26 protein-coding genes and 1 pseudogene are annotated in these 26,968 nt (G+C 61.6%); 2 read left to right on the forward strand and 25 right to left on the reverse strand.

The window, feature by feature from the left end; genetic code table 11:
* Positions 1-18 precede the first annotated feature (18 nt).
* From RO07_RS16680 to RO07_RS16710, 7 genes are all read right to left on the reverse strand, one after another.
* Complete coding sequence (locus RO07_RS16680) at positions 19-2,367, reverse strand: FAD-dependent monooxygenase (protein WP_115089092.1); 2,349 nt, start codon at positions 2,365-2,367, stop codon at positions 19-21.
* Positions 2,368-2,396: 29 nt separating this feature from the next.
* Entirely contained in the window at positions 2,397-3,323 is a 927-nt protein-coding gene (gene kce, locus RO07_RS16685) for a 3,5-dioxohexanoate:acetyl-CoA acetone transferase (RefSeq protein WP_039412555.1), read from the reverse strand.
* A 46-nt stretch (positions 3,324-3,369) separates the two neighbouring features.
* Positions 3,370-5,751 (reverse strand): efflux RND transporter permease subunit, encoded by a 2,382-nt coding sequence (locus tag RO07_RS16690; protein ID WP_237171278.1) that lies wholly within the window; start codon positions 5,749-5,751, stop codon positions 3,370-3,372.
* 38 nt (positions 5,752-5,789) lie between these two features.
* A complete protein-coding gene (locus RO07_RS16695; RefSeq protein ID WP_072637083.1) occupies positions 5,790-6,896 on the reverse strand; it encodes a WD40/YVTN/BNR-like repeat-containing protein in 1,107 nt (368 codons plus the stop codon).
* A gap of 89 nt (positions 6,897-6,985) precedes the next feature.
* Positions 6,986-8,341, reverse strand: a complete 1,356-nt coding sequence (locus tag RO07_RS16700; RefSeq protein WP_237171279.1) for a DUF1329 domain-containing protein — start codon at positions 8,339-8,341, stop codon at positions 6,986-6,988.
* 13 nt (positions 8,342-8,354) lie between these two features.
* Positions 8,355-9,977, reverse strand: coding sequence for a DUF1302 domain-containing protein (locus RO07_RS16705; protein WP_237171280.1), 1,623 nt, complete (start codon positions 9,975-9,977; stop codon positions 8,355-8,357).
* Between the two features lie 652 nt (positions 9,978-10,629).
* Positions 10,630-11,352 (reverse strand): GntR family transcriptional regulator, encoded by a 723-nt coding sequence (locus RO07_RS16710; protein WP_052267398.1) that lies wholly within the window; start codon positions 11,350-11,352, stop codon positions 10,630-10,632.
* A 202-nt stretch (positions 11,353-11,554) separates the two neighbouring features.
* On the opposite strand from RO07_RS16710, the gene RO07_RS16715 reads away from it, so the two are divergent.
* Positions 11,555-11,983 (forward strand): NUDIX hydrolase, encoded by a 429-nt coding sequence (locus RO07_RS16715; RefSeq protein ID WP_052267399.1) that lies wholly within the window; start codon positions 11,555-11,557, stop codon positions 11,981-11,983.
* Between the two features lie 94 nt (positions 11,984-12,077).
* On the opposite strand, the gene RO07_RS16720 is transcribed toward RO07_RS16715, so the two are convergent.
* The 14 genes and pseudogenes from RO07_RS16720 to RO07_RS16785 form a co-directional block, all read right to left on the reverse strand.
* Positions 12,078-12,812, reverse strand: a complete 735-nt coding sequence (locus RO07_RS16720) for an alpha/beta hydrolase family protein (RefSeq protein ID WP_218919076.1) — start codon at positions 12,810-12,812, stop codon at positions 12,078-12,080.
* Positions 12,813-13,525: 713 nt separating this feature from the next.
* Positions 13,526-13,939: a DUF2000 domain-containing protein gene (locus RO07_RS16730; RefSeq protein ID WP_039412563.1), complete on the reverse strand. Its 414-nt coding sequence runs from the start codon at positions 13,937-13,939 to the stop codon at positions 13,526-13,528.
* Positions 13,940-14,005: 66 nt separating this feature from the next.
* Positions 14,006-14,455, reverse strand: a complete 450-nt coding sequence (locus tag RO07_RS16735; protein ID WP_052267401.1) for a nuclear transport factor 2 family protein — start codon at positions 14,453-14,455, stop codon at positions 14,006-14,008.
* Between the two features lie 150 nt (positions 14,456-14,605).
* Positions 14,606-15,451, reverse strand: coding sequence for an IclR family transcriptional regulator (locus RO07_RS16740; protein ID WP_072637086.1), 846 nt, complete (start codon positions 15,449-15,451; stop codon positions 14,606-14,608).
* Positions 15,448-16,233, reverse strand: coding sequence for an FAD-binding oxidoreductase (locus RO07_RS16745; RefSeq protein ID WP_237171281.1), 786 nt, complete (start codon positions 16,231-16,233; stop codon positions 15,448-15,450). The genes RO07_RS16740 and RO07_RS16745 overlap by 4 nt, the downstream gene beginning before the upstream one ends.
* Before the next feature lie 54 nt (positions 16,234-16,287).
* Positions 16,288-16,461: pseudogene (locus RO07_RS26940) on the reverse strand (2Fe-2S iron-sulfur cluster-binding protein); the annotation flags it as partial.
* A gap of 3 nt (positions 16,462-16,464) precedes the next feature.
* A complete protein-coding gene (locus tag RO07_RS16750; protein WP_039415858.1) occupies positions 16,465-17,250 on the reverse strand; it encodes a 2-keto-4-pentenoate hydratase in 786 nt (261 codons plus the stop codon).
* A gap of 57 nt (positions 17,251-17,307) precedes the next feature.
* Positions 17,308-18,114 (reverse strand): 3-(cis-5,6-dihydroxycyclohexa-1,3-dien-1-yl)propanoate dehydrogenase, encoded by an 807-nt coding sequence (gene hcaB, locus RO07_RS16755; RefSeq protein ID WP_039412569.1) that lies wholly within the window; start codon positions 18,112-18,114, stop codon positions 17,308-17,310.
* Between the two features lie 2 nt (positions 18,115-18,116).
* The gene (locus RO07_RS16760) at positions 18,117-18,668 is read right to left on the reverse strand and encodes a 3-phenylpropionate/cinnamic acid dioxygenase subunit beta (RefSeq protein ID WP_039412571.1); all 552 of its coding nucleotides are present in this window, start codon (positions 18,666-18,668) and stop codon (positions 18,117-18,119) included.
* Complete coding sequence (locus RO07_RS16765) at positions 18,665-20,068, reverse strand: SRPBCC family protein (protein WP_052267402.1); 1,404 nt, start codon at positions 20,066-20,068, stop codon at positions 18,665-18,667. Before RO07_RS16765 ends, RO07_RS16760 begins: the two co-directional genes overlap by 4 nt.
* A 9-nt stretch (positions 20,069-20,077) precedes the next feature.
* A complete protein-coding gene (locus tag RO07_RS16770; RefSeq protein WP_237171282.1) occupies positions 20,078-20,473 on the reverse strand; it encodes a non-heme iron oxygenase ferredoxin subunit in 396 nt (131 codons plus the stop codon).
* On the reverse strand, positions 20,431-21,225 hold the full coding sequence (locus RO07_RS16775; RefSeq protein ID WP_237171283.1) for a DODA-type extradiol aromatic ring-opening family dioxygenase: 795 nt from the start codon (positions 21,223-21,225) through the stop codon (positions 20,431-20,433). Before RO07_RS16775 ends, RO07_RS16770 begins: the two co-directional genes overlap by 43 nt.
* Before the next feature lie 59 nt (positions 21,226-21,284).
* Positions 21,285-21,581 (reverse strand): extradiol ring-cleavage dioxygenase, encoded by a 297-nt coding sequence (locus tag RO07_RS16780; protein WP_052267616.1) that lies wholly within the window; start codon positions 21,579-21,581, stop codon positions 21,285-21,287.
* 5 nt (positions 21,582-21,586) lie between these two features.
* Positions 21,587-22,408, reverse strand: coding sequence for an alpha/beta fold hydrolase (locus RO07_RS16785; protein WP_039412578.1), 822 nt, complete (start codon positions 22,406-22,408; stop codon positions 21,587-21,589).
* Positions 22,409-22,607: 199 nt separating this feature from the next.
* Here RO07_RS16785 and RO07_RS16790 point away from each other — a divergent pair, with 199 nt between their 5' ends.
* Positions 22,608-23,198: a TetR/AcrR family transcriptional regulator gene (locus RO07_RS16790; protein WP_039412580.1), complete on the forward strand. Its 591-nt coding sequence runs from the start codon at positions 22,608-22,610 to the stop codon at positions 23,196-23,198.
* Positions 23,199-23,270: 72 nt separating this feature from the next.
* On the opposite strand, the gene RO07_RS16795 is transcribed toward RO07_RS16790, so the two are convergent.
* The 4 genes from RO07_RS16795 to RO07_RS16810 all read right to left on the reverse strand — a co-directional run bounded on the left by RO07_RS16795 (position 23,271) and on the right by RO07_RS16810 (position 26,700).
* A complete protein-coding gene (locus RO07_RS16795; protein WP_039412582.1) occupies positions 23,271-23,594 on the reverse strand; it encodes a DMT family transporter in 324 nt (107 codons plus the stop codon).
* 19 nt (positions 23,595-23,613) lie between these two features.
* Entirely contained in the window at positions 23,614-23,994 is a 381-nt protein-coding gene (locus tag RO07_RS16800) for a Rid family detoxifying hydrolase (RefSeq protein WP_039415865.1), read from the reverse strand.
* A gap of 31 nt (positions 23,995-24,025) precedes the next feature.
* Positions 24,026-25,186 (reverse strand): aminotransferase class V-fold PLP-dependent enzyme, encoded by a 1,161-nt coding sequence (locus tag RO07_RS16805; protein ID WP_052267403.1) that lies wholly within the window; start codon positions 25,184-25,186, stop codon positions 24,026-24,028.
* Positions 25,187-25,287: 101 nt separating this feature from the next.
* Positions 25,288-26,700 carry an amino acid permease gene (locus tag RO07_RS16810; protein ID WP_039412584.1) on the reverse strand — a complete coding sequence of 471 codons (1,413 nt, stop codon included), beginning with the start codon at positions 26,698-26,700 and terminating at the stop codon, positions 25,288-25,290.
* Positions 26,701-26,968: the final 268 nt, after the last annotated feature.

The following is a 26,968-nucleotide window of genomic DNA, read 5'->3' on the forward strand; positions in this document are numbered from 1 at the left end:
CAACCGAACCCTCGAACGTCAGTTCCGGTACAGGATCTCCATCACCGACGGATCCACGGGGCTCGGCGGCACCGGATACGCCTGCAGATCCGCCGCCGGCACCCCGGCCCGAAGCTTCGCGAGCATTTCATCCGCGTCGAACCGCTGTCCGATCGGATTGGCATCCATCGCCCCCGACTTCACGAAAGCCAGAAACTCTTCGATCGTCTCCTGGTTATCGACCTGCAGCTCGACGCGATTCCGGTCGGGGTCCTCGTAGTACAACGATACCGTGGGACCGTGGTTGATCGTCAGAATGGGAACCACGCCCTTCGGCTTCAATCGTGCATAGGTCTCGAGCAGATCTGCCAGCGTCCCGAACGTGAATGCCACGTGCTCCAGTCCGACGGTGCCGGACGGACGGTCCACCATGCCCGGAACGCGCACGACCGCCAGCCGATGGTGCTCGCTGTCGAATGTCATGAAACACGTCATGGCATCCTTGTGGGCCACTTGCGCGCTCAGCATGTCCCGATACCATTCGCACATCGCCTCGAAGCGCTCGTCGGAGCGCAGCACGACGTGAGCCAGCTTCTTCGGGCGTACGCCGCCCTCGTCTTTCGAAACCATTCCTTCGGACTTCATCGAGTTCTCCATTTCGTCTGTTTTCCGTGCGCGCGAGGCTTCGCGAAAGACCCGCCCCGCCGCAAGTTCGTTTACCGCGGCGAAAATCTCGTCGCCCTGCGCGACGCCTGCCACCTGCCCGCACCAGAGGACGTGCCCGTCCGGACGCACCAGCGCAGCGTCTCCCCACCGGAAACCGTTGGCGTCGGCCAGCGCTTCCGGCACATCGACCTGGACGACATCGATGCCCGCCCCTTTCAGTGCATCCAGGTTCACCTGCCCGGCCGCCACGCCGCCGAACAGCAACAGCGAGAAGGTGTCCCGGCTGTAGAAGTCCAGCGTCGAACGACGTGTGCCCCCCGCGCCGATCCAGGCGTGTCCCAGGCGCGCCCCGCGGCGGATGACCGGCACATAGTCGTAATCGGGGATCGCGCATTCCGAATCGTCTTCCGCATAGCTGAATCCGAGTTCGATGTTGAGCGCGTCCCAATGAGGCCGCTGCCTATCGATCGATGCCTGGATCCGCGCTCGCTTCGCGGCGGCATCGGCGCCGGTGCCACTGACGCCGTAGTCGCGCTCCGGCGCCACCGGGCGTTGCACGACGCGATGGTCGGCGGGCGCGATGAATGCGGCGCCGGCCACCTGCTGAACCTCCATTAGCTTCTGGAAGTTCTCCACGCTGTGCGTCCGGTTTCGCGCGGCCACCGGCGCCCGCTCCACCTCGTAGGTATCGAGCAATTCAGGCGCCGCGCGGCCCGACGCGACCATCGCCAGCTTCCAGGCCAGGTTATGGGCGTCCTGCACGCCGGTGTTGAGACCGAGTCCGCCAGTGGGTGGGAATCGGTGGGCCGCATCGCCGATCAGGAAGAACGGCCCTTTGCGGAAGGCCGAGGCCACCTGCGCACTCATGTTCCAGGACCCGACACTCACAAGTTCGAGCGCCGCCTGCGGATCGCCGACCGCGCGGCGAGCCAGTTCGAGCATGACCTCGCCGGTGAAGTCCTCACGCGTTGCGTCGGGCGGCATTGCGCACATCAGCGCCCAGCTCTGGTCGAGATCGAACGAAATCAGGAAGCCCGGGACATCGTCATTTGCCACGAAATGAACCGGCCCCGTGTGCCCGCCGAGATAGCGATTGAGGTCCCCCTTGAAGTAGCAGGTCGCAAACCGCGCAATCGACGGCGGCCCGATCATTTCGATATCGAGCGCCTTTCGCACCTTGCTGCTCGCACCGTCGCAAGCAAGGACATAGTCGAATACCTCGCGCCGCGTCTGGCCGCCGGCGTCACTGATGGACAGGACGCCCTTGCCGTTTTCCATGCCGGCATCGAGAACGTCGTGACCGAAACGTACGTCGCCGCCCAGGGCCAGAAGGTGTTCGAGCAGAATGCCGCAGAACACGTTCTGCCCCATATTCAGCGTCCGCACAGGGCTGGCGCTGCGGCGGTACGCCTTCTGCTCCGCGTTTCCTTCGATCAGCAGTCGCCCGAATCGCGTGCCCGCGAACGATGACGACCAGGTCACGCACAGCATCCTGTCCTCCCGAGATGCGGCGGCTTCCATCGTCTCGAACAGGCCGAGTTCACGGAGGATCTCGCAGGTCCGAGTGTTGACGACATGCGCTTGCGGCAACTTCGCGATCGAATCGCTGCGCTCGTAGATCGTCGCGTCGAGCCCTTTTTTCTTCAGCAGGATCGCCGTGATCAATCCCGCCGGACCGGCGCCCACGATAGCAATGCGGGGTTTTGTGTTCTGCGTTTTCATATTCGACACCTTGTTCAAAGAACGATGCTTCAGATCGTTACCTTCTCTTTGCCCTTCAGGCCCAGCATCTCGCGGGCTTCCGAGGGCGTTGCGATCTCCAGGCCGAGACGCTCGAGCACATCGCGGATCCTCCAGACCTGCTCGGCGTTGGATGTCGCCAGTTGGCCCGAGCCGATCGTAAGAGAATCCTCCAGTCCAACGCGTACATTCCCTCCCATCAGCGCCGCCTGCGTCACTAGCGGCATCTGGTGACGACCGGCCCCCAATACGGACCAGCGGTAGTCATCGCCGAACAACTTGTCCGCGATGCGCTTCATGTGAGTCAGATTCTCCGGATCCGCTCCGATCCCGCCGAGAACTCCCAGGACGAACTGCACGAACGGTGTCTTGACGAAGCCGCGATCCACGAAGTGCTTCAGCGTGTAGAGATGGCCAACGTCATAGCATTCGAATTCGAAACGAGTGCCGAGAGGCTTCGCCAGCCGTTCGAACAGTTGCTCGATGTCGCCGAAGGTATTCCGGAAAATCGCGTGTCTCGACGCTTCGAGATAGGCGGGCTCCCATGCATGTTGCCAGTTCTTGATTTTGTCGAGGATCGGGAAAAAGCCGAAGTTCAGCGAGCCAACGTTGCAGGACGCCATTTCTGGCGAAAACGCCAGCGCCGCCTCGAGTCGCTGGTCCAGATCCATGGTGTGCGCGCCACCCGTCGTGATGTTGATGATCGCGTCCGTTTCGCTATGGATGGGGTGCAGGAACTCCCGGAACACGTCCGCACTGGGCGTCGGTCGGCCGTCGTTCGGATCCCGTGCGTGCAGGTGAAGCACCGCGGCACCGGCCTCCCAGGCCGCAATGGCCGCCTCCGCGATCTGGGCGGGCGTAATCGGCAAATGAGGCGACATCGTCGGCGTGTGGATGGAGCCTGTGACCGCACAGGTGATGACGACTTTTCGAGACATGGAACCTCCATGGATGTCATGGTTGATGGGTTGGCCCGAGGGCGACTCACTGCTCCGCTCCGAGTGCCACCGTCTCCGTTTTTGCCTGGCTCGCGAGGGCGGCCGGGCGCAGGAGTAAACAGGCCAGGGCGGGAAGAAGCACCAGCGCGCCGAGCATGTTCCAGAGGAACATGAACGCGAGCAGAATGCCCATGTCGGCCTGGAACTTGATTGGGCTCGCGACCCACGTGATCACCCCGATGGCGAGCGTGATCCCGGTGAGCATGACGACCTTGCCGGTGAAGATAAGCGCCTGGTGATAGGCCTGCGACAACGTCATGCCCTCTCGCAATCGCGCGAGCAGTATGGAAAGGATGTAAAGCGCGTAGTCCACCCCGATCCCGACGCCCAGCGCGACCACGGGGAGCGTCGCCACCTTGACCCCGATTCCGAGCGCCACCATGAGTGCCTCGGCCAGGAACGATGTCAGCACCAGCGGGATCACCGCCACGGCGACCGCCCGCCACGAGCGGAACGTGGCGTAGGCGAGCATCACCACGGCGGCGTAGACGAGCCACAGCATCTTTCGCCACGCGTCGCGCACGACGATGTTCGTGGCGGCGTCCACCCCCGCCGAACCGGCAGCCAGCAGGAACTTCGCGTCCTGAGTGTCGTTCTTTGCCGCGAAGGCCTGTACGTGGTCCACCACCCGGGTCAGCGTCTCGGCCCGGTGATCCTTGAGGTAGACGTACATCGTCAGCAAGTCGCAGGCATCGTTGTAGAGGCCGCGCGGCGCGTTCGCCGTAATCGAATTGACCATGTCCTGGCTCGGCAGCAACTCGTACCACTTCGGGTTGCCCTCGTTCAATCCGACCAAGGCGCGTCGATTGAGCAGTCCCAGCGTGTTCGTCGACTCGACCCCCTGGATCTGACGCAGTTGCCACTCCAGTGCGTCGACCTTCAGGACGGTGCCGATACGCGTACATTCGCCCGGCGGGGTCTTGACGAGCACGGCCAGCACATCGCTCGATGCGCCGTAGGAAGCATTGACGAAGGCGACGTCTCGGTTGTATCGGCTGTGCGCGCGCAACTCCGGTGCGCCCGGGTCGAGGTCGCCAATGGACAGATGCTTGCTTACCGCGAAGCCGATGACGAGCATCACCGCAGCGCCGGCGACGGTCGCAGCCGCCCAGGTCGGGCGCGTGAATCGATCCAGGAAGCGCCATATCGAACGGCGGGTTCCTTCCGTCGCATCCTCGCCATGGGATTCGAGGCTGCGCTCCGCAGCGGATCGATTGACGCCGACATAGCTCAACAGGACGGGAAGCAGGATCAAATTAGTGAAGATCAACGCCGCCACCCCCATCGACGCGGCAATGGCCAGTTCGCGAATGGCTTGAATGTCGATGACGAGAAGTACGGCAAATCCCACCGCATCGGCAAGAAGCGCTGTCAGGCCGGCGAGAAAGAGTCGCCGGAACGTCAGCCGCGCCGCGGTGAGCTTGCTCGCCCCTCGGCCGATGTCCTGCATGATCCCGTTCATCTTCTGCGTTCCGTGGCTCATGCCGATCGCGAACACGAGAAACGGCACCAGGATCGAATAGGGATCGACGGAAAAACCGAGCAACGGCAGGAGCCCCAGTTGCCACACGACCGCCGTCAGGGAGCTGACAACCACCAGGACCGTGGAGCGCAGGCACCGCGTATAGGCAAATACGATGCCGCCGGCGATGACGACCGCCAGCGCGAAGAACAGCAGGACAGACCGGACGCCATCGATCAGATCGCCCACCAGCTTGGCGAATCCGGTGATATGGATCTCGACTCTCTGGCGCTCGTACCGCGCACGCAGTTCCTCGAGGTTGCGGGAGAATCTGCCGTAGTCCAACGGCTCGCCATCGATCCCTTTGTTCAGCAGCGGAACGAAGATCATGCTGGAACGTCCGTCCAGCGCGACGATCTGCCCGATCTCCCCGGAGCGCGCAACGTTGGCCGCGAGTTGCTGCAGGCTTTTCGATGAACCATCGTAGCCGTCGGGGATGACCGGGCCTCCCTCGAGCCCGTCCTCGGTGACGCCGGTCCACCGCGTGGCGGGCGTCCACAGACTTTTCACCCCGCCACGGGCGACGCCGGGCGTCAGATACAGTTCGTCGTTGATCTTGCGCAACGTCGCCATGTAGCTCGCATCGTAGATGCTCCCATTCGGGTTGCGGACGGCCACGCGCACCGCATTTCCCAAACCGTAAAGCTGGGTTTCGTAGCGCAGGAAATTGACGATGAACGGATGCGACGTCGGGATGGTTTTTTCGTAGCTCGCTGACAGACGCAGATGGCTGGCCTGCCAGCCGAGCAACAGCGTGATGAGTGCGCACAATACAACGACCATGGCGCGATGATTGAACAGCACCCGCTCGATGCGGGAGCCGGAGGACGTATCGAATCGCGACATTTCGGCAACCGTTGACTGCTTGGGGGATTGAGGATGGCTCATCGCGCGACGCTCCGGCTTGGCGGTGATGGCAGCGCGAGACGTAAAACTCCCGCAGCGCCGAGCGCCAGAATGTCACCGGCGTCCAGCGGCAGTACGGCCGACAGCGGCGGCTGCGGCGGAACATCGAGCAACGTCAGGCGCCCTCCCATAAAGCCCACGAAGCATTGCCCCGCCTGGTTCGACAGGAGAACGGCGCCATTGGCGAGAGCGACGGCCGAACTGAACGAGACCTGACCCGCGCCCGCAAAACGAGTCCAGGACTCTCCGGCGTCGGAGGAATAGAACGCATTGCCGCGGAGTCCGGCGATGACGATCTCGCGGTCGCTCAGGAAGACGCTGCTGAACCAGCTTCCTTCATACGGGCTGCTGAGTGGACGAAAGTGCCTCGCGCCGTCCCTGGACCGAAGCAGAAGCCCCTGCTCCCCCGAAATCAGGACGACATCGCCTCGTGCGCGAATGGAATACAAATGCAGTCCTTTGGGATTGACCAGACGATCCGCCGCGCTCGTCCACGTCTTCCCGCCGTCAGTCGTCTCGAAGAACTGGTTGTAGGCCCCCACGACGAAACCATGCGACGCATCGACGAACCATAGGTCGAGCAGCGGCGCCGTTGCGCTGTTCGCAGCGACCTGCTTCGCAATTTCGAGCTGCGCAAGGGTTTCGCGATCGGCGGGGAACTGCCGAACGCGATCCGTTGCCGCGTCCAGGGCTATCCGGCCGAGTTGCGTCCCGTCGGTCTGCCGCTGCCAGGTGTTGCCCCCGTCGTTCGTGTGCAGGATCACACCGCCGTGCCCGACCGCCCAGCCTTGCCGCGCGTCCACGAACTGCAGCGCTGTCAGCGTGACTGCGACGGGTACGCGTGCAGCCTGCCTCCAGTTGCGCCCGCCGTCGTCGGAAAGCACGACGATGCCATGCTCTCCTGCCGCGACGACGCGTGTGCCGGCCATTGCCGCGGCCTGGAGCACGTTCCGCTCGGGATATCTGACAGAGAGCGCATCCTGTCCCAGCGCCGGAAACGTGGCCGACGCCTGAGCGGACGCGCAAGAGAGGAGCATCAACGTGCAACATGCTGCAGATGCCCATCGGCGAAGCGAGGAATTCATCGAACATCCCAAATCGTAAAGGCCGGACCATGCCACGGTCAGCGGCCGCGGTAACGCGAGAACGCGACAGCGTTCATGCACGGGCGATTTCAGCGAACGCCTTCCCCGGCCATCGCATCGGGGGTGAAGGTGGCGTCCTTGAACGCGGGACGCTTGGGCACATACATCGCATTTCGCTCGTTGGTGATGCCGCTGACGAACGACGAGCCGGTGGTCAGGTCATAGACGCCCCAGTTGATCTGCTCGGTCGCGGGAACATCGGACATCACGACTGGCAGCGCAAACGGAATTCGCGCCAATTGGCCGTTGGCGTCATAGCGCTCGGCCATGACGGCGTCCCAACTGTCTTCGTCCACGTAGTAGCGGCTCTTCGGAGACGTGTGTCGCTCACCGCTCTTGAGCGTCGCCTCGACGACCCATACACGATGCAGTTCCCAACGGATGAAGTCAGGGTTCAGGTGGTGCTGGCCGAGGAGCTCGCTGTCTTTTGCCGGCTGCAGCGCACGATTGGCGTTGTAGGGGATGTACATTTCACGCTTGCCCAGCAACTTCCAGTCGAACTTGTCGAGACGGCCGGTGAAAACGGACACCTCGTCGAACGTGGCCACCCCTGCGGAAAATGGCGTCAGCGTGTCGCAGCACGAATTGGGGAGTTTTCGAACTCTGCGCTGCCCCGTCAGGTAGACCCACGCCGCCGTTTTCGACTCATCGAGGTTCATTCGGTCGGTGATCGCCTCACCGGCCCGGATCGCCGGCCCCCGAGTGAGCGAACGAATCATGTAGTACTCGTTGTTGAACTTTTCGGGGGTCTGCGCGTAGTACGGCATCCAGACGTCGTTCGACGCGTCGACAACGTTCACCCACGTGCCGTCCGGCGTCAGTTGATACGCCTTGCCTTCCAGATGCCAGGACTCGCCGCGCCAGCGAAGCTGGTGATTCCACATGACCTCCAGGCCCGACTTCGGAATCGGGAACGGAATGCCACCGTAGACGCCCTGCGGCACTGGCCCGGAACTCGTCTCCACCAGTTTTGCATTCACGGCGTTCTTGGCCGTGTTGTCGTACACCCACTGCGGAGCAATCGCGGTTCGGTGCGTTTTATATACATCGACCCGGAAGGTATTCGGGTACTTCTGCAGGAGCGCCTTCGTCCCTTCCGTCAATTGACCCGAGTACTGGGCCATGTTTTTGGCGGTGATCGAATTCAGCGGCTTCTCGGCGGCAAACGGATCGCTTCGGCGACCGTTGTTCAATCCGGCGTTCGGGGTCGGCGCGCCAGTCCACGCCGGGATGGTGCCGTCCTTGTTACCGGCGCGCTCGGCGCCGAACGGCGTCAGCGTGGTCTTGAGTTGAGCGGCGTCCTCGGCGCTCACGGCACTGTGCGCCGCTCCCGCCATCAGCGAGAGAGTCAGGGCAAGTGCGGACGAGATTTGAATCGACTTCACGTGGCATCTCCATTCAGAAGGAATAACGTAGCGACGCGGCAATAAAATCGCGGTCCTTCAGCGTTTGCTGCCAGCTGAACGCGTTGGCAGCCGTGGTGAACGACCCCAGCGCGCCGTAGTAGTGCGTGTAGGCAAGCGTGAAGCGCCACGCGTCGCGGAAGCTCGCATTGATGCCGATGGTGATGTCGCCGCCGCCGGCCGGCGTCCATGCGTTCGGGTTTCCTGCAGCGAGCGGACGCGAGCTGCTCGGCGCCCAGCTCATGCCGATCGGGATACTGATATCGACGCCGCTGAAAACGTTGCGGTAAGTGGGTTCCAGAATGAACCGCACCTGAAAGCCGTCGCGAGTCCCGTTCACATCGGCAGCCCCCGGGTTCCGGGTGATGCGCATGACGTGGCTCCATGCGAACTCCGCCGTCAAATTGGCTTCGCGCCAAAACGGGGTTACGGGAAGCGACGTGATCGACGAAATGTTGATATGCGCGGTGTTGCCGACGGCGTAGCCCGGGTTGTCCGTGTTGTTCGTGGCCGGCGCGGGAGAGATTGCGCTGGCGTCGACGCCGCGATTACTCGCGAGATCCTGGTTGTGCCGGATGGAGCCCTCGATGGCGAGATTGACGTCGCCGAACGTGTGGCTCGCGCTGGCGCCGAGCGCCGTGATGCCTTCCTGATAGGCCAGTCGATAGCCGGTGGGCGCCGGGCCGCCTGGTGTCAGGCCAAGGACGGGCACCACCTGTGGCGTCTTGCTATGGAAGCGGATCGCATACAGTCCGAAGTCGGTGTCCGCCTCGCGGAACCTCAACTGCACGCCTCCCTGCCCGGAGTTTTTCGGCTTCACGTCCCCCAACCGGACGGCCGCCGGAACGCCCGGCCCCAACAGCATTCTTTCACTTCCGACGTCGGTGTCGTTGTTGGAGAAATACGTGCCCGCAACGGGTACCCGGTTGGGCACCCACTCCAATTGATAGTAGGCGCCGACCGATACGTTCGGCCCCAACTGCATCTGCCCGGACAGTTGCGGAACGGGGCGAATCGCCTCCTTGAACTGCGTTCCCGGCACCGACGCCAGCTTGACCGCATCGACCGGCATTTGACCGCCGGCAATCGCGTTGGCGCCAAAGAACAGGCTTTCGCCCCAGATCAATGCGTGCCGCCCGGCGCGAACGGTGGCGTCGCCGGTGTCGAGGTCGAACTTGCCGAACACGAATGCGTCAAGCAGTTCGACGTTGCGCCCCTGCGTCACCCGCGCCGTGCTGGTGAACTGGTTGGAGGGCACCGAGGTTTGATTGGGATACGCGCCGCCCGCGAAGCCCGGATTGCTGTTCGAGCGGTTGTAGACGCTGTCGTAATAGGCCGCGCCGCTCAGGCGCACGCCGAATCGGCGCTGCCACGTTGCGTCCATTTCGCTGAATAAATCGACGCGATTGGAGATCAGGCCTGCCCGGAAATTCCGGTCTCCGTCGTCGTTGTTCGGATTGGCAACCAGCGCCGGCGCAGCACCGCTCAAGCGAAACGCATTGCTGTACTTGAGCGTCGTGTCCCATCTGGCGATGACGTCCGGATTTCCCAGATCGATCTCCATCGCCGTCGCCGACAGCGCCGACATCGCACCGGCGGCCAGAATCGTGAGCCTCAATATCCGACCGCGCCGACAATCGCGGCGTGCTTTCAATACCTGTCTCATTTGTCTCCTCTCGCGCCCCATGGGCTTTTTTCGACCCTTCTCGCCCTCTTGCGGGGCTCTGGATCTCTATCTTTTACAGATCACGTTTTAGACGAAATCTGTGAATTGCATGCTAAACATATTTTTATCGATTTTCAATACGTATATCCATCAAAATCTATTTTTTACATCTTCAGCGATATGACGGATTGTCAGGCGATGAGGCGAAGGAAGACCGGTGTCGCCGGTAAAGGGCGCATGAGACGCGTGAGAGAAGTGCTGCCGAGCGGAACGGCACCGTGTTCGGCGCCGTAATGTATGACGCTGTGCAGGATGGGCGCGTGTGTCGTCGGAACACACACGAGAGGAACATGGAGCGGGAATGAAGTTCGACGTCGCGTGAAACGACGGGAGACGTGGGATCTCGCGCCGTCTCAGTCGTCAGTCAGTCGCCTGATCGCTTTGGGGCGACGTGCGCGAGAGCCGCGCAAGTGCGGCGAGAAAATCCAGGAGATGAGATGACGTCGCGGGCCATCCCGCGTGGTCGTCGAACGTCGAAAGCAGGTGGCGGCACGCCGCCGTCGGCAGACCGGATCCGCGCGGACGCGCTTATCGGATGGCAGGTTCAGCCCGCCACTTCCGCGCGAGTCCCCGGCTTGCCGGCCTTGCTGGGGAATGCCTTGTCGAACTCGACCAGAACGAGTTGGGCCGATTTGCTGAAATGTTCCGCGACCAGACGCTGGCCCATCTCGGCATCTCGCGCGACAACGGCCTCCATCAGCTTCTTGTGTTCCGTCATCGCGTCGCGATTCTCGATCGTCGTATTGCGGACCGACAGATTGTGATAGCGAGCCAGCTTTTCGCGCAGCAGTCGACAAAGATGCAGAAGCGTGGGCGACTCGCATCCCTCCAGCAGCGATTCGTGAAAGACCGAGTGCGCGCCGAACCACTCGGCGAACAGTTCGGGAGATGTCGGCAGCGGCGTCTTCGACAGACGATGGAAATTGCTGACGACTTTGGATTCCCACTCCAGGCTGCCGTTTTCCATCGCAAGGCGAAGCGCCATGCCTTCGAGTGCGATTCTCGTCTTAGTGAGATCCAGAAGCTCCTCTCGCGACACCGGTGCGACGCAGAATCCGCGCTGCTCCTGAAACTCGACGAGGCCATCGCTCGACAATCTCGACAGCGATTCCCGAATAGCCGTCGCGCCTATCCCGTACCGCTCGACCAACACTTGAATTCGCAGACGTTCGCCCGGACGCAGATCACCCGAAATGATGTCCGCCCGCAGACGGCGGAACGCCAGTGTCGTCAAACTCGCGGCAGATGAGGAAGTGTCGTTGGCCATGTCGATATGTCGAATTTGGTAATTTCGGTGCGCGGTACGGAACGTCAGTTGGGCCAATGCTCCCGGGCCCGTTGGTTTGGCGGCAGTATAATATGGATAGAAACCATTTTAATCGATTTTTTCTGATAGCATCGGCGAACCTTCCCAACCGGTTAAGCCCGACCGCCCCTCTTGCCGCCGTTCATCGCCTACCGCCCATTCAATGACGAATCCGAATCAGTATATCGATACCCAATTTCCACGCATCGGCTGCGGTGCTGCGATACACCGCGACGGGCGAATTCTGTTGATCAGGCGATTGCGCGATCCCGAAGCGGGATGCTGGGGACTTCCGGGAGGAAAACTGGATTGGGCCGAGACGGTCGAGGATGCCGTGCGGCGGGAAATCAGGGAAGAGTTGGCAATCGTACTCGGCGAGGTTCGCCTGTTGTGTATCGTCGATCAGATCGACGTCGCTCGCCACGCGCACTGGGTTGCGCCCGTGTATGAAGTTACCGAATTTTCGGGCGAGCCACGTGTCATGGAGCCCGAGAAACACGCCGCGTACGCGTGGTTCTCGAGAAGCGAACTCCCGGCGGAGCTTACCTATGCGACGCGGGTGGCGCTCGACCACCTGCCGTCAGTTCGTTGAGGTGGTTCATTGAGGCGGTTCGTTGAAGCGAGCCAGGAGCGTTGCTCGCCATGGTGCGCTATCGCCTGACGCACCCACGGCCGCATCGTCGCACTCACGTGCGCGCCGTCCGAATACGGCAGTTCAACCAGTCGAGTGCTTCCTGCCAGTATGTCGAGCGATGCGAATCGCTGAAAAAGCCGAAGTGCCCCACGGGCGCCGTGTCGACGGCTTTGCGACGTATCTCCCAATCGACTTTCGGATAGCCGGCATACAGCGCTTCGGCAGCCGCCGGCGGAACATAGTCGTCATCGCTGAACTCGATCGCGAGAACAGGTAAATGCAATTCGGCATAGCCGGACGCCCCGTTCAACCCGAATTCGGGTGCCAGCAGATATCGTTCATGCCTCGTCCACCGTCCCCAATCCCGCATCAATGCGCTGGGGATGGTTTCCGATCCGAGGCCCAACGCCTTCGCCGGGAATGACCGGCTCAGCCGTCCAATCACCGGGATCAGGACATTGAAAAGCAGAAACGGCATGAGCATGCGCCGCAGCGGCCATCGCCGGACGTTCGGAAACGATGCGCCGAGGAACATCGCCCCCGAAAGCCGTCTGGCCCTCACGGCCAGTCCAAGAAGCTGCGCCCCCATGCTGTGCCCGACGACGAACACCGGACGACCTTCAGCCATGTCTGTCGCTCGTCGGATCAACGCATCGATGTCCTGCGTGCCCCACTTGGCAAGGCGAAGGCCCCGGGGATCGGTGGCAACGGCGCTCTTCCCTGTACCGCGATAATCGAAAGTCAGCGCGGCAATGCCGTGTTGGGCCAGAAATGCCGCGAACTTCATGTAGAAGCGCGACGAAACTCCCAGCGCCCCGGCGATCACGGCAACGGCTCGCAGCGGCGTGCCATCCGGCGGATAGAGAATGGTCGCCGCCAACGCCGCGCCATCATCGCAATGTATCCGTGCTGGCTGAGTGTTCATGCCAGATCAACGCCGCGAAGGACGTCCCCGTTCGTTCGGACAGTGTCGCATTGCGCACTCATTTGACAGTCCCTCGCTCCGGTTCATCGCCGTCGGTCGATGTCTCGCTCTGCATGGGGGCACCTGTTACCAATATCCGTCCGATGTGCCACAACGTCGTCAACCCCGGGATCCCACGGGTCGCCGACGTGATCGAATCCCGTGTGGAACGATAAAGCTCGCCGAGTGTCGGTGACACCTCGGCCAGTGACGCCGACGTATCGTCTCCTTGCTGGATGGCGGCAACCGGCTGCATCTGCACGTGCCGAGACGGCAGGCGACGCGTGGCGAATACATCCGTCCACCAACGATAACCCTCAGCACTTCCCGCTTCGTCCGCTGCGGGGCCGTTTGCGAAACGGGAGATTTTCGCTGCGTCCGGACGCGCGCATGCCGATACATCGGCATGCGCGAGCGTCGCCAACGGGGTCATCGATACCCCGGCCGCCGCGACAACGACATATCCGATGCTTCGCATTGTCCGCACGGACATCGACACCCCCTGTTTCATTGCTCACGAAGATGAGCGACCCCGACTACCGCAGCAGCTTCAACGCGCCGGTAAGAGAACGGACCCACGACGACGGGCCCACCAGTCCGATACCGTCGATCTCTTCCTGTGCAAGATCTCGTCCGGGAAACGCCTGTTCATAGTCGGCATGCTGATGAAGCGCACGCGCGAAGGCCGGAAATGCGACGACGGAACCCTGCGCAGCCCCTACCGCCTTCAACAGGATTGCCTGGATTGTCGCCTGATCCGCCTGAAGAATCGGCACCGGCAGGCGCGAGCTCACGTCGATCGTCCGGTCGGATCGATCGGTCAGCTTGCGCCCGGCCAGCGCAGGTGTGCCTGCGCCCAAGCCAATGGAAATGGCGCCGACGGTATTCGCCAGGAGTCCCAGGCCAAGCGCGGGATTGACGACAATTGCAATACGAATTTCACTTTCCATTGACGAATGCCTTCGGCACCTCCCGAATGGCTGGACTGTCGATGCAGTCACGGGCCGCCCAACGCGTCATTGCGGCGCGTCTTGCGGATCGAATACAACGGCAATTCTGCGTTCCTGAATTCTCCATCCCTGCGCCGTGCGCACATACTTGTCGAAGTACTCTCCGACAATCGGATCAGGCGTCTTCCACGCCTTTGCGTCGGGCGCCTCACCTCGAACCTTATAGCAGACGACATAGCTCACGCCCGTCGCCGTATCCGGCGACTCGGGCGTGACCCGGATGTTGGTACAGAAATGACGCGTGACCATATCCGCGGGCCGCGCGTTCAGCGATGCTCCGATCGCCTCCTGCCCCTGCACCGTTCGCCCTTCCGACAGGATAACGGCATCCGGCGCAAAGAGTTGGGTCACGCGGGAATAGTCTTGCGCATCGATGGCATTCGCGAAGTCGATACACAGCAACTCACAGGCTTGGCGAGCGTCTGCCGCGTATTGGATCGGTGTTGTCGCGTTCATGGTCCAGCTCCTTTGACGTATCTGTTTTGAGAAATTCAAACCGTTCGGAAGCGTCAATTCTCAATGAGACCAATTCCCGCCGATCCTCGAATGTTCCATATCGCGAGACTTTGCGAACAAAAACCTCCCGGCGGACGACGACACGCCGCGCTAGTAGGAGAGCGGGTCGTGGGCCATGACCCGGTGGTGGCGAATCACCGTCTGCACACGCCCGGCATGCTCGCGCAGGCGCTCCAATACGAATCGCCGATGTGCCGCCGTCAACTTGCTTGTCGGCACCGCCACACTCATCGCCACGACCGGCCGCCCTCCCGTGTCGAAAATCGGGAAACCCAGCGCCGACATCCCTGGTACAACCTCGCCAGCGCTTTCGGCAAAGCCCGTTGCGCGCGTTTGCTCCACGCGTCGAGCCAGCGTGTCCGGGTAGAGGACGCTTCCCGACGGCAGCAATATTCGCCCCTTGTTCAGCACACCCCTTCGCTCCTCTTCCGCGAGGAAGCTCAGAAGCGCGAGCCCGCCGGCGCCGACGCCGAGAGACACGCGGCATCCCTTGAATGCCCCGCCGACGTCGCACCGTTTGGCGGGCGTGGCCATATCGAGGCAAATGACCTCCGTGCCGCTTTTCATCTTCAGATAAACAGCCTCGCCGGTGAGGTCCGCGAGGCTTGCCACCACCGGACGACACAAGTCCGGCAATCTGAAATGCGCCGATGCGGCCACGCCCAGTTCGCGCGAGAAGGCGCCCAGATGAAACCGATGCGCATCGTCACGAACGACGAATCCGAACGTCGACAGCTCCGACAATATCCTGGAGACGGTCGCTTTCGGAAGGCCGCTCATCCGCACCAGGTCAACCAGCCGCAATCCGGTCAAGTTCGATGCCGCGATCTGCCTGAGCAGCCCTGCCGCGCGCTCGATGCTCTGGATCCGTGTGGTTCTTGGCTGGATGCCGTCAGTCGCTCGAGGCATCACTTTCTCCGCACGTTCGAATATCACGCGCGCGACGCCGCAGGCGCGGCAATAACGAACGCATCGCTGAAGAAGCGATCCGGCGCGAGTCCGCTCTTCGCCACGAACGACGTACGGGCCGCCTCGATCATCAGTGGATTGCCGCAGGCATAGACTTCGAATGCCGACAGATCCGGGATGTCTTCCTGAACCGCCAGATGAACGAATCCCGTACGTCCTCGCCACGAATCCTCCGGACTGGAAAGCACGGGAACGAACCGAAAATTCTCGCTCGTGGCTTCCCAGCGCCGCATCTCGTCGATTGCATAGAGATCCGCTTCCCGGTGTCCTCCCCAATAGAAGGCCACGCCCCTTGCCTGCAACGCGTCGTGGTGAGAGCGCAAGAATGAAGCGATCGGTGCGTACCCTGTCCCTGACGCGACCAGAACGACGGGCAGACGCGTGGGGTTCAGCAAGAAGCTCCCGAATGGCCCCTCGACGCGCAACAGGTCGCGAGGCTTCAGACGCTGATACACATGCTGTGAAAAGCGTCCGCCCGGCACCGCTCTCACATGCAGCTCGACGTGGCCGTCCTCACCCGGCTGATTCGCCATCGAGTAGCTGCGGCGCGTTCCATCGCGCAACACCACGTCAATGTACTGCCCGGGCGCAAAGCGGAAACCCGAATCAGGGGGTAGCTGGAGCTGTACCACGGACACGTCGCCGGACACGCGATCGACCGACAGCACTCGCCCGCCGGTCTTCACGACCGGACGTCCCGGTGTTGCGCAGACGCCGAGCGCCTCGACCACGACGTCCCCTATCGGCATTGCGATGCACGTCAGGCAATGTCCGGGCCGGACGGCGCCGACGTCGACACCATCGGGATAGCGCACCTCGCCACTGACAAGGCGCGATTCACACGCGAGGCATTCCCCCTTGCGGCAGCTGTGCCGGGGAAAATATCCGGCATCCAGCGCAGCTTCGAGTATCGTGGCGCCGCTTTCACACTGAACTTCGACCTCGGCCGGCACGAGCCTGAGCACATTCGCGACCATCGCTCAAACCGTCCGACAAAGGATCTGGCCGAGCCCGCCGATCCGAAGACGAAGCTGCTCACCGGGGCTCACCGGAATCATCGGCCCGAGCGCACCGGACAACACGACTTCGCCCGCCTTCAGCGGTTGACCGCGCAGCGAGAGCGTCCTTGCGAGCCACCACGCGGCATACAGCGGGTTTCCCATACACGCCGCGCCGTTGCCCTCGGAAGATTTGCCGTCGACGCTCTCCAGCCGCATCGGGCAATCCGAAAAATCGAGTTCGGAGATTCGCTTGGGGGTGTCGCCGAGCGCATAAAGACCACAGGAGGCGTTGTCTGCCACCGTATCCTCGAGCGTGATATCCCAGTCCGCAATCACACTATCGACGAACTCGATTGCGGGCAGCGCATATTCGAGGCTCGCGAGAAATCGTCCCCAGGTGATGTGTTCGTACGTCAAGTCCCGACCAATGACGAACGCGATTTCCCCTTCCGCTTTCGGCTGAACCAGGCGACTCACCGGGACTTCCTCTCCGGTGAGAAACTCCATGTCGCCATACAGGACACCGAAGTCGGGCTCGTCCACGCCGAGCTGTTGTTGCACAGCTCTGGAGGTCAGCCCCACCTTCTTGCCGGAAACCGTGCGGCCTTGCGCTCGCGCCAACCCTGCGTTCAGTTCGGCGACCGCGTAGGCATCATCGAGACCGCGGACATTGAACGTCTCGGAAATTCGCGGAATCGTCCTTCCGGCTTTTCTTGCCTCGCGCAGCGCCTGCGCCGCGAGAACAACATTGGATTCTTTCATCATCTTCCCCTGCACTGCCTCTCTCACCTGCACCGACGACTCCGTCGCTCGCCGCTGTCGTCAGCCGCCTCGCGCCGGTCGTCCGCGCACCTCCCATCCACCATCGCTCTGAAGGATGGCCGCGGTCGTCGCCGGCGAGTTCTCGCGCGACGCCAGCAGAACATAGTGCCCGGCGTGATCCTCGGGCCGCGCGATGCGCTTCAAGGGGACGGCGTTTGCGGCAGCCTCGGCAAAACCCGGAATCTCCGAGAGCCGCACGTCGTGCTTGCCAAGCGATTCCGCGCTTTTGAGCGGCGTGACCGTCCCGCCCGGCGCCACGCCATTCACGCGCACATCGGGCGCGAGCTCATAGGCGAGTTGCCGGATCAATCCGACGCAGGCATGCTTCGACGCGACGTAGACCGGCCCACCGCCGCCCGCGTAAAAGCTCGCGTTCGACAGCGTGAAGATCATGCTGCCGCGCGTTTCTTTCAGCGCCGTTGCCGAGGCTTCCGCAGCGAGGAGATACCCCAGGACATTGACACCGAAAATCTCGTCGAATGTCGCCTTTGCCGTAGCGCCGTCCAGCTTGCGCAACGTCGCGAAGTGATCCCAGACGCCCGCATTGCCGACCAGCGTGTCGAGCTTTCCGAAGGCGCGGCAAGTTGCCTCGACGGCCGCATGATTCGCGTCCGGGTCGCGGACATCCCCCACCGTGACGGTAATCCGGTCTCCGAATTCGTCGCGCATCGCATCGGCTTGCTTGCCGTTGCGGATCAAGACTCCGACGCCACGCACGCCCTCCGCCACGAAGCGTCGCAAAACGGCCAATCCGATACCGGAATTCGCGCCGGTGATCAATGCAACATCGTCCTTGAGCCAGCCCATGGTCAGAAGAAGGTATTCAGGTTTTTGGACATCAGCAGAGACTGCGTAATGACGATCTTGCGACTCGCAATACAGAAACTGCCGTCGCGCTCGCGCAAGACGTCCTCGCGACGGCCGAACAGCAGGTCGTTGTCGGCTTCGCCCCGGCTGCGATAGTTCACGAACACCGAATGCACCCGATATGTCCCCGCCGTTTCTCCGGCATAGGCTTCGACGTTGCTGATGACATGGACATGCCGCGTGGCCGGATCTTCCGCCCACGCGGACGGCTGCATGAAGCGCGCGACACGTCGCGAAAGATCGAGATGGTTGTCGTCGAAGTAGGCGCCTCTCCCGCGTCCGTACGCGCCGAGCCGATCGGCGCGGCGGCGGTTCTCGATCGCCGGCATCCAGTAGTGAATGTCCTCCGCCATGAGTCCCAACCAAGCCTGCCAGGCCTCCTCGTCGAGAAGACGCGCTTCGTGATAGAGGAACTGCTCGATCCGGTAGGCCGTCTCCCGATCGACAGGCTGCGCCACGTCCGGTCGAGCGGCCACGTCTGCATCGACGATCATGCGGCCTCCTTCGGATCGCTATTGTGAAAACTCGATTCCGGGAGCGCCGCCACGTCCCGCTGCGGAACGTCGTCCCAGCTGCGGGCCTTCATGAGGTCTTGCCATCGTTGATAGAACGCCCGATGGTTTGCTTCATTGACCTGATTTCGGTAGACATTGCCCGGCAGATCGGAATCGGTGAGCTCCGACCCTCGTCCCAACCCCATGTAGAGATCCTGCTGGCGCGTGACGAAGCCCGCATTGGTCCGCGTCGAGAACTCGAAATTCTCGCCGTCGTCCATCTCGAAGACGCCCGATGGGGAGAAGGTCATCATCGTGCCCTTGAGCCACCGGTCCTTGATATCCTGCGGTGCACTCTTGTTCACGAATGTCCAGGTATGGAGTTCGATCTTTCCCGGGCCTCGCGGATGCCACACGCGAAATGTGTTCTGGCCCGGCAGAAACGAGATATTCGGGAACACGCTGGCCGACGAAATGGAGCCGATCATTTTCGAGCGAAACTCCCCCAGACGGGCGGCAACCTGGGGCTGAATCGAGTACAGGTACTTGCGGATCGGCTTGTCCCCGAGCGTCGCCGCGTTGCCCACGGTATCGAGGTTGAATTCCCATCCGTGGCCGTTGAAATTGACGTGATAGGAATCCGGATCCCGGTGCACCTCCGAGACCGGGCCTCCCAACATCGCGCGAGCAGCGGAGTCATGCGTCCACAGGGCGTGGTAGATGTCGCCGATGAAGTTCTCGACCGGAATCTTCCAGTTGCAGTTGATCACGGACTTGACACATCCCCCGATGAACTCGGTGCCTTCGTCGTCCATGTCGAAGAGGACGTCGAGGTAATAGCGAAAGTCGCCGAGCCACGACTCGAGAGGCGGGGCATCCGGGTCCATATTCCCGAAAATCAGCCCCTTGTACGTTGCAATCTGAGCCACTGGATGCAGTCCATGCTCATCGGCATTCATTCCGCTGGCATTGAACAATTCCTGCCCTGCCATGCCACGCAATGCGCCGTCGATGCCAAAACTCCAGCCGTGATAGTTGCAAACGAACGTTCTCGCGTTCCCCGCATCGGTAAAGGCAAGCCGGTTGCCGCGGTGCGGACACGTATTCAGATATGCCTTGACGCTCCTGTCTTTCTGCCGGACGACGATAACGTTGTCTTCGGCCATATAGGTCGTCACGTAATCTCCGCTTGCGGGAATCTGGGAGTCGTGCGCCAGGAACAGCCAGCTTCGTGCAAAGATCTTCTCCAGTTCCTGGTCGTAGATCCGCTGATCCCAGTAGACGCGGCGCGACAGCCGGCCATTGTTCAAGTCGAGCACGTCGTCCAGAAACGACAGCGGTGCGCTGGCCGGCTCGCGTCTCACCCGGTCGCAGGATCCGGTGCATGAAAGTTCTGCCATGATCCCCCCTTAGATCGCCGATTCGGCTTCGTCGGACTCGGCGTCGAGGTCGGCAAAGATCTCGTCTCCGCTTTCGATGACCCTGTACGTCCGGACATCGTCGGTGCACGGAAACGTCACTGCTCGCCCGGTCGGGATGTGGAATGCGCCGTCGTGTACCGGGCAGGCGATCAGGTCGCCGTCCACGATCTCTCCCGACGCGAGCGACGCTTCCGCATGCGTGCACATGTCGCTTGTCGCGTAGAAGCGACCCTCGATGTTGTAAACCGCCACAGGACACGCGGACGTTTCGACCCGGCATACCGCCCCGGGCGCCAGGCTGTCGCGCTTGAGTAGAAATACTTTGTTCGCCATATCCGGTGCTAGCAAATGTGTAATTGAACGAAGCCGAGGCCAGTCACCCATTCGGGAACGGGCTCGTAATCGATGATTTCGCCCCGGGCGCCTTCAAGCGCCGCCATCGCGCACGCCCAGTTGCGAATCTCCATCGCACCGTTGCCGCCGTTCGAAAGAATGTACGCATCGGTCAATGCCGTCATTGCCTGCAGGTCGCACGATCGCGCGTAGCCCAATATCTCGCGATCGAAGACCTCGTTGACTCGCCCCATTTCCGCGGTCCCGACCCAATGGCTGATGCCGCCGCTACCCACCACGACGACACGTTCGTTGTCATCGAACGCTTCGACGGCCTCGCGAATTTGCCGGCCCAACGCCACGGCCCGGGACATTCGAATGTAGGGATCCACGCCGGCAGCCAGGTATACGGGGACCGTTCCGACGTTCGCCCCCGCATCACGCAACGGCTGGACGATCAGCCGATCGGGAATGGCTACGGAATGATCCACAGTCAGCGCTCGCGCTACCGCCCAATCGAAGCCTCGCTCGAGGCCGTACTCCGCAATGTGAGTGGCAAGGCCGGCACTGTCCGGAATCACCGATCGCTTCAGACCGGGAAGTCCATCGATCGGACCGTCGACGTCACCGGTACCGATCAGAAAGCTCGGCAGACAAGTGGTGCCGAAGAGCATGTAATGGTCGGCGCCGACGATAACGACGCTCGACGGCCGCAATGCGGCGAGGCGCTCTGCGCATGCGGCGAAGGCGTTCCACATGCGCCTGCCGATGTCAGGCGCCGGCGCCGTCGGCGCCACGAACATGACCGGATCGTGAGGAACGAGGAATCCGCCCACAACCTTTCCCATCTTGATCTCCCCGTCTATTGCTTGATAGCCGCCACGTGGACGACTTCCCCCTCGCCCACCTTTCGCAACCGCTTCATGTAGGTCCGCATGTCTCGCTCGGGCGACAGTTCCTGCCAGAACCCCATAGTCAGCATGGGGTTCACTCCCGCCTGCTGGAGCGCCGCAACGTCAAAAGCGAGCACCATTTGGCGTTCTTGTTCCGACAATGCGTATCGCGACAGGAACGCGATCGCGTCTTCGCGAAAACGTTGCTTGGCGGATCTGTCGACGCTGAGCTGGTGCAATACACGCTCGAGTACGTTTCGACTCATATCGATCACGCGAGGAATTCTCGAACCAGACGGAGAAAATCGTCACGCCGCTCCGTCTGCACCCAGTGGCCGCACTGGCCAAACATATGGAGATCGGCTCGCGGAATCGATTTGGCGAGCAGTTCGCCACACGCGGGCGGCACAACCCGATCTTCACGGCCGTGGAGCACCAGCGTCGGAGCCATGATTTCGGCCACGACCTTCGCGGGAAATCCTTTCACCATGGTCGGCCCGTCCTCGTTGGGCTTGGGGATCAGCTTCCGAAGCGCGTCCTGCGCACCGGGACGGGCGCTCGCGCGATACCGTTCCTCGACCATCGCTTCGGTGATGATCGACGGGTCATACGGAAAGAGACGCATGGTCTTTTCCATGTTCTCCAACGACGGCTCGTACTCCCATGCCGAACGCAGCCCTTCAGTCTGCTGGAACTCCCCGGCCGGCGTTCCCAGCAGCACGAGTCGCTCGACGCGAGACGGGTCAAACACCGCCAAACCGAGCGAAATCGCGCCACCGAACGAATTTCCGACAAACGACGCCTTTTCAATACCGAGCTCGTCCATGACCCCGATCAGGTGACGGACCCACAACTTGATGTCGTACTTGCTGTCGCTCTTGAATTCCGTAAATCCGAACCCGGCAATGTCCGGCACAACCACGCGGAACGACGCCGCCAGGGCCCCCATCACGCCATGCCAATTCGTCCACCCCGAAACGCCGGGCCCCGAACCGTGCAGCAGAAATACCGGCTTGCCCTTGCCCTCATCAAAGTAGTTGGTCAGATGACCGGCTGCCATGATTTGCCGGCCCAAACCCGAAAACGTCGACATACCCTCTCCTATTCCATACGTATGCGTATGGTAAAAAAATGGGAATAGACGGTCAATTGAAATTTACCTAGTGGTAAACGCGATGGAATATCGGTTTTATCGTGGCGACCTCCGGCATATCAACATATGGATACGACGTACCCATCGGTATCTTCACCGCATGTAAAATGAGCATCCATTGAAATGGACGCACCGAGATATGCCCAGAGCAAAAGCAGGCGAGAAAACACGAGTACAGTTTGGCCCGGACGACTGGATCGCTGCGGCGACCCGCGTCCTCGTCAACAGAAGCATCGACGCGGTCGGCGTGGAGTCCCTCGCGAAGGAGCTCGGCGTTACCAAGGGGAGCTTCTACTGGCACTTCAAGGATCGGAATGATCTGCTTCGCAGGATGCTCACCGCCTGGCGAGATCGCGCAACCGAGCAGATCATTGCGAGTTTCGAAAGCCGCAAACTGCCGCCTCGGAAACTCATCCAGGACCTTCTGGATTTGCCTTCACGCGAAGTGATGGCACACGAATCGGCATCGATCGAGCTCGCGATACGGGCTTGGGGGCGACGCGACGAGATGGCTCGTGCAGTCATTGAAGAAGTCGATGCCAAGCGCCTGTCCTACATCGCCCAGTGCTTCAGCGCCCTCGGATTCAATATTGGCGACGCGCGCACAAGAGCGTTCGTTCTCTACGGGTATGAGGTATCGGAATCGATCGTTGGTGGCAAAAGCAGCAAGGCCCAAAAGGCTGAGAGGCGCGCATTCATGGAGCGAATGCTGCTGAGCGACGCCGAGTAGTCGCAATCTCGTCACGCAAGCGGGGGAGGTGGCGCGCCCGGCGCCACCTCCCCCCTGTTTCCGCGGAGAACTTCAGGCTTGCGAGAATATCTTGGTGCCGGCCACTCCCACCACGATGAGGGCAATGAACGCCAGCTGTGTGATCGAGATGTTCTGCTTGAAGATCAGGCAACTGCCGATGGCTACGCCGGCGGCACCCAGTCCGGTCCAGATCGCGTAAGCGGTTCCGGGGGGAATCGTCCGCATGGCCTGAGCAAGCAGAAACATGTTCAGGAAGCTCAGCACGATCGGAACGGCGACGACGAACTTCGACGCTCCGCCAACGGTGCTCCATTTCAGACTCAACGCCCAGATCACCTCAACGACGACGGCGAGGCCCAGAAGGATCCATTCCATAGCGATCAGCCCCTTCGCGTCAGCAACGGAGCGAGACGATAGCGTCGACCTCGACCAGCGCCCCCTTCGGTAGCGCAGCGGCTTCGAAGGTGGTACGCGCAGGGTACGGCGCCGCAAAAAATTCCGCGTATGCCGCGTTGATTTCCGCGAACTGCGAGAGATCTCGCACAAGAACCGTCGTCTTCAGCACATTGGACATGGCGCAACCCGCGGCCTTCACGATGTGCTCCAGGTTCGTCAGACACTGACGCATTTGCTCGGCGGCATTGGTGCTCGCGATGACGCCGGCGTTCGCATCAATGGGCAACTGCCCCGAAACAAAGAGAAGGTCACCGAAAATCCGGGCTTGAGAATAGGGGCCAATGGCGGCCGGGGCTTCAGGGGTTTCGATGGTCGACATATGCTTCATGAGTTTCGGAAGTCAGGTTGATTCAGCGATGCGTAAACATTTGCGGATTCGTTGCATTCGATAGCACGTCGACGACCTGCTCGAGTTCATCGAACGTGTTGTGGAAATGCGGGGAAACGCGGATCGCCCCCGAACGCACGCTCGTGAGAATGTTGTGCTTCACAAGGGCCTCGTGAGCGTCTTCGGCCCGGCAGGACGGATGGCGCAGCAGGACGATTCCCGAGCGCTCGCGCCCCTTGAGCGGGTTCGCCACCTCCAATCCCGCACTTGTCGCCTTGTCTCGAAGGAAATCCACCAGCGTCAGAATCCGGCGTTCGATCAAATGCATGCCGATCTGCCCGATGGTCGCGAATCTCTGCGTCAGTCCGAAGATGCCGACGCTATTCTCGCTGCCGGGCTCATACCGTTCGGCGGTGTCCAGAAAATCGAGCGTTCGGTGGAACGCGAAGGGTTCCCTGACCGAAAGCCACCCCACCAACGACGGACGCACACGCTCCATCGCCCGGTCGGAAAACGCCATGAATCCCGTACCGACGGGCCCCAGCATCCACTTGTGAGAAGCCACGACCAGCACATCGACGCCGCATGACTCGATGTCGACCTCCAGAGCACCGATCGACTGGGTTCCGTCCACGACCAGCAAGGCGTCGCAGTCGCGGCACAACTCACCGATCGTCGCCAGATCAACGCGATAGCCGTTGTAGTACTGGACGTGACTCAACGCGACAACTCGGGTCTTCGCGTCGATGAATGACCGAAGCACGTCGGCGGTCACCTTGCCGTCGGCCACGTGGACCTGACGGACTTCAACGCCCTTCGCCTCGAGCTGCAGCCACGTCAGCAGATTCGACGGAAACTCCATGGCAGGCACGACCACGTTGTCGCCCGCGTTCCAGTCGACGCCCGCAGCGACCATCGACAGACCGATGGACGTGTTCTGCACGTAGGCCACGTGTCCCTGTTTCGCGCCCACCAGAGAGGCACCCAGCGAGCGGCCTCGTGCGTACTCGGCGTGCGCGGCGACTTCGGACGCGGCGAGCATTTGCACGTGCAGTTCCGTCGCACGATGCATCGCCTGTTGAACCGAGCGCGGAATCGGGGATATCGCGGCGTGATTCAGAAACACGTGCGCGTCCAGAAATGGGGTGTCGCGCCTCGCGGCCTCGACTACTGTGTGATTCATGGTTTCCTTACGTCGAATGAGCTATCGAACATTGCCCTCATGCGCAAACCGGATCTCCTATCCGCGCATGAGGAGTTCGTATCGAAATGGCGAGTCGCGCGTCACTGGCGGGCTGCGGAGCCCGCCGACACTCGTCGACCGCGAATCTGGTAGATCAATGCAATGGCCGCCGCGCTCACGCCGGTCGTGATCATCTGGTTGCGGGACTCGGCGTGGAAGAGCGAAACCACGACGAAGGCCGCCATCATGGCCGCAGCGAGGTATGACAGATACGGGAAGGCCCACATCTTTACCGGCAGTTCCACACTCGGGTCCCGATCCGCACGGCGTCGCAGAATGATCTGCGAGACGATCGCGGACGCCCACAGGATCATGTTCACCGAGCCCACGGCGTTGAGCAGCAGCATCAGGACGGTTTCGGGCCAAAGGTAGTTCATCGCCACCGCAGCGAAACCGAACGCGACGGATGCGAGCATGGCCGCACGCGGTACGCGATTCGCAGCCAGGCGAGTGAAGCGACGCGGTGCGGAGCCACGCTCGGCGAGCGAGAAGATCAGGCGTGACGCGCCATAGATGTTGGCATTCAGCGACGAAAGCAGTGCGAGCGCAATGGTCATCGTGATCATGACCTCCACCCCGGGGATGCCAGCGAGCTTGAGAATGGCCACGAACGGCCCGGCCTTCAGATCACTGGAATTCCACGGCAGAACGGTGACCATGATGGCAACGGGAACGACGAAGAACAGCACGATCCGATAGAGCATCGAGCGAATGGCTCGCGAGATGTTCCGCTTCGGATCTTCCGTCTCCGCCGCCGCGATGGCGATGATCTCGGTGCCGCCGTACGTGAACGTCACGATGAGAAGCGCTGCGCCGACACCGGCCAACCCCGTGGGCATGAATCCGCCATGGCTGAAAAGGTTGCTCAGCCCCGGCGAAGGAACATGAGGAACGACGCCGGCAAGAATTGCCACGCCGACCCCGATGAACGCGATAATCACCGCGATCTTCAACCCGGCAAACCAGAATTCCATCTCCCCGAACTTCGATGAGCCCGCGAGGTTGATGATCGTGAATCCGCCGACGAAGCTCAAAGCCAGCGCCCACTGCGGAAGCGATGGCCAATACGCATGAAGAATCACGGCAGTGGCCGTTGCCTCGGAAGCGATGGAGATCACCATCGTGAGCCACCACAACCAGCCGACCGTGATACCCGCCGTCGGCCCCAACGCGTTGCCGACGTACACGGACAGCGCCCCGCTGTTCGGATTAGCGGCGGCCATCTCGCCGATCATCCGGATAATGAGAATCACCAGAAGACTGGCGAAGCCGAAAGCCACCAGGACTGCCGGTCCGGCCACGGCGATCGCCTTGCCCATCCCCACGAAGAGCCCCGTGCCGATCGCACACCCCAGACTCATCATCACCAGATGACGAGGCTTCATCCGCTTTCCGAGTTCGCTCTGCGCGTCGAGAGGCGCGGGCGAAAAAGCTCCACTTTCAGCAGCTTTCATTGCAATGTCTCCTAGGATGACTCTCTCGGTCATCGCCGATAAATACTAAGTAATACGAATTAATAACGGGCTTTTTCCGCCGCACAATCGAGACGTCATGCTTGGCCGAAGGCGCGCCGGTCCCTTGACACAAACGCCGTCATTGATCGAGGGCGACGCTCGGATTCGCAGGAAGGTCACGACGCGGGAGCCATCAGAACACACGTTTTTAACGCATGCAAATCGACGCCAATAATGGGGAAAATGAACCAGGCTCATACTCAAAAAA

This window comes from Pandoraea pulmonicola, from assembly GCF_000815105.2.
Taxonomy (GTDB): domain Bacteria; phylum Pseudomonadota; class Gammaproteobacteria; order Burkholderiales; family Burkholderiaceae; genus Pandoraea; species Pandoraea pulmonicola.

What these genes read in the sequence shown, in the direction of transcription:
- RO07_RS16750 (WP_039415858.1), bottom strand. Translation starts at nt 17,250, where the DNA reads ATGATGAAAGAATCCAATGTTGTTCTCGCGGCGCAGGCGCTGCGCGAG.
- RO07_RS16695 (WP_072637083.1), bottom strand. Translation starts at nt 6,896, where the DNA reads ATGAATTCCTCGCTTCGCCGATGGGCATCTGCAGCATGTTGCACGTTG.
- RO07_RS16810 (WP_039412584.1), bottom strand. Translation starts at nt 26,700, where the DNA reads ATGAAAGCTGCTGAAAGTGGAGCTTTTTCGCCCGCGCCTCTCGACGCG.
- RO07_RS16710 (WP_052267398.1), bottom strand. Translation starts at nt 11,352, where the DNA reads ATGGCCAACGACACTTCCTCATCTGCCGCGAGTTTGACGACACTGGCG.
- RO07_RS16745 (WP_237171281.1), bottom strand. Translation starts at nt 16,233, where the DNA reads ATGCCGATAGGGGACGTCGTGGTCGAGGCGCTCGGCGTCTGCGCAACA.
- RO07_RS16785 (WP_039412578.1), bottom strand. Translation starts at nt 22,408, where the DNA reads ATGTCGACGTTTTCGGGTTTGGGCCGGCAAATCATGGCAGCCGGTCAT.
- RO07_RS16765 (WP_052267402.1), bottom strand. Translation starts at nt 20,068, where the DNA reads ATGGCAGAACTTTCATGCACCGGATCCTGCGACCGGGTGAGACGCGAG.
- RO07_RS16790 (WP_039412580.1), top strand. Translation starts at nt 22,608, where the DNA reads ATGCCCAGAGCAAAAGCAGGCGAGAAAACACGAGTACAGTTTGGCCCG.
- kce (WP_039412555.1), bottom strand. Translation starts at nt 3,323, where the DNA reads ATGTCTCGAAAAGTCGTCATCACCTGTGCGGTCACAGGCTCCATCCAC.
- RO07_RS16680 (WP_115089092.1), bottom strand. Translation starts at nt 2,367, where the DNA reads ATGAAAACGCAGAACACAAAACCCCGCATTGCTATCGTGGGCGCCGGT.
- RO07_RS16775 (WP_237171283.1), bottom strand. Translation starts at nt 21,225, where the DNA reads ATGTTCGTGGCGCCGACGGCGCCGGCGCCTGACATCGGCAGGCGCATG.
- RO07_RS16780 (WP_052267616.1), bottom strand. Translation starts at nt 21,581, where the DNA reads ATGAGTCGAAACGTACTCGAGCGTGTATTGCACCAGCTCAGCGTCGAC.
- RO07_RS16735 (WP_052267401.1), bottom strand. Translation starts at nt 14,455, where the DNA reads ATGAACGCGACAACACCGATCCAATACGCGGCAGACGCTCGCCAAGCC.
- RO07_RS16760 (WP_039412571.1), bottom strand. Translation starts at nt 18,668, where the DNA reads ATGATCGTCGATGCAGACGTGGCCGCTCGACCGGACGTGGCGCAGCCT.
- RO07_RS16795 (WP_039412582.1), bottom strand. Translation starts at nt 23,594, where the DNA reads ATGGAATGGATCCTTCTGGGCCTCGCCGTCGTCGTTGAGGTGATCTGG.
- RO07_RS16720 (WP_218919076.1), bottom strand. Translation starts at nt 12,812, where the DNA reads ATGAAGTTCGCGGCATTTCTGGCCCAACACGGCATTGCCGCGCTGACT.
- RO07_RS16805 (WP_052267403.1), bottom strand. Translation starts at nt 25,186, where the DNA reads ATGAATCACACAGTAGTCGAGGCCGCGAGGCGCGACACCCCATTTCTG.
- RO07_RS16690 (WP_237171278.1), bottom strand. Translation starts at nt 5,751, where the DNA reads ATGTCGCGATTCGATACGTCCTCCGGCTCCCGCATCGAGCGGGTGCTG.
- RO07_RS16800 (WP_039415865.1), bottom strand. Translation starts at nt 23,994, where the DNA reads ATGTCGACCATCGAAACCCCTGAAGCCCCGGCCGCCATTGGCCCCTAT.
- RO07_RS16730 (WP_039412563.1), bottom strand. Translation starts at nt 13,939, where the DNA reads ATGGAAAGTGAAATTCGTATTGCAATTGTCGTCAATCCCGCGCTTGGC.
- hcaB (WP_039412569.1), bottom strand. Translation starts at nt 18,114, where the DNA reads ATGGGCTGGCTCAAGGACGATGTTGCATTGATCACCGGCGCGAATTCC.
- RO07_RS16770 (WP_237171282.1), bottom strand. Translation starts at nt 20,473, where the DNA reads ATGGGTGACTGGCCTCGGCTTCGTTCAATTACACATTTGCTAGCACCG.
- RO07_RS16715 (WP_052267399.1), top strand. Translation starts at nt 11,555, where the DNA reads ATGACGAATCCGAATCAGTATATCGATACCCAATTTCCACGCATCGGC.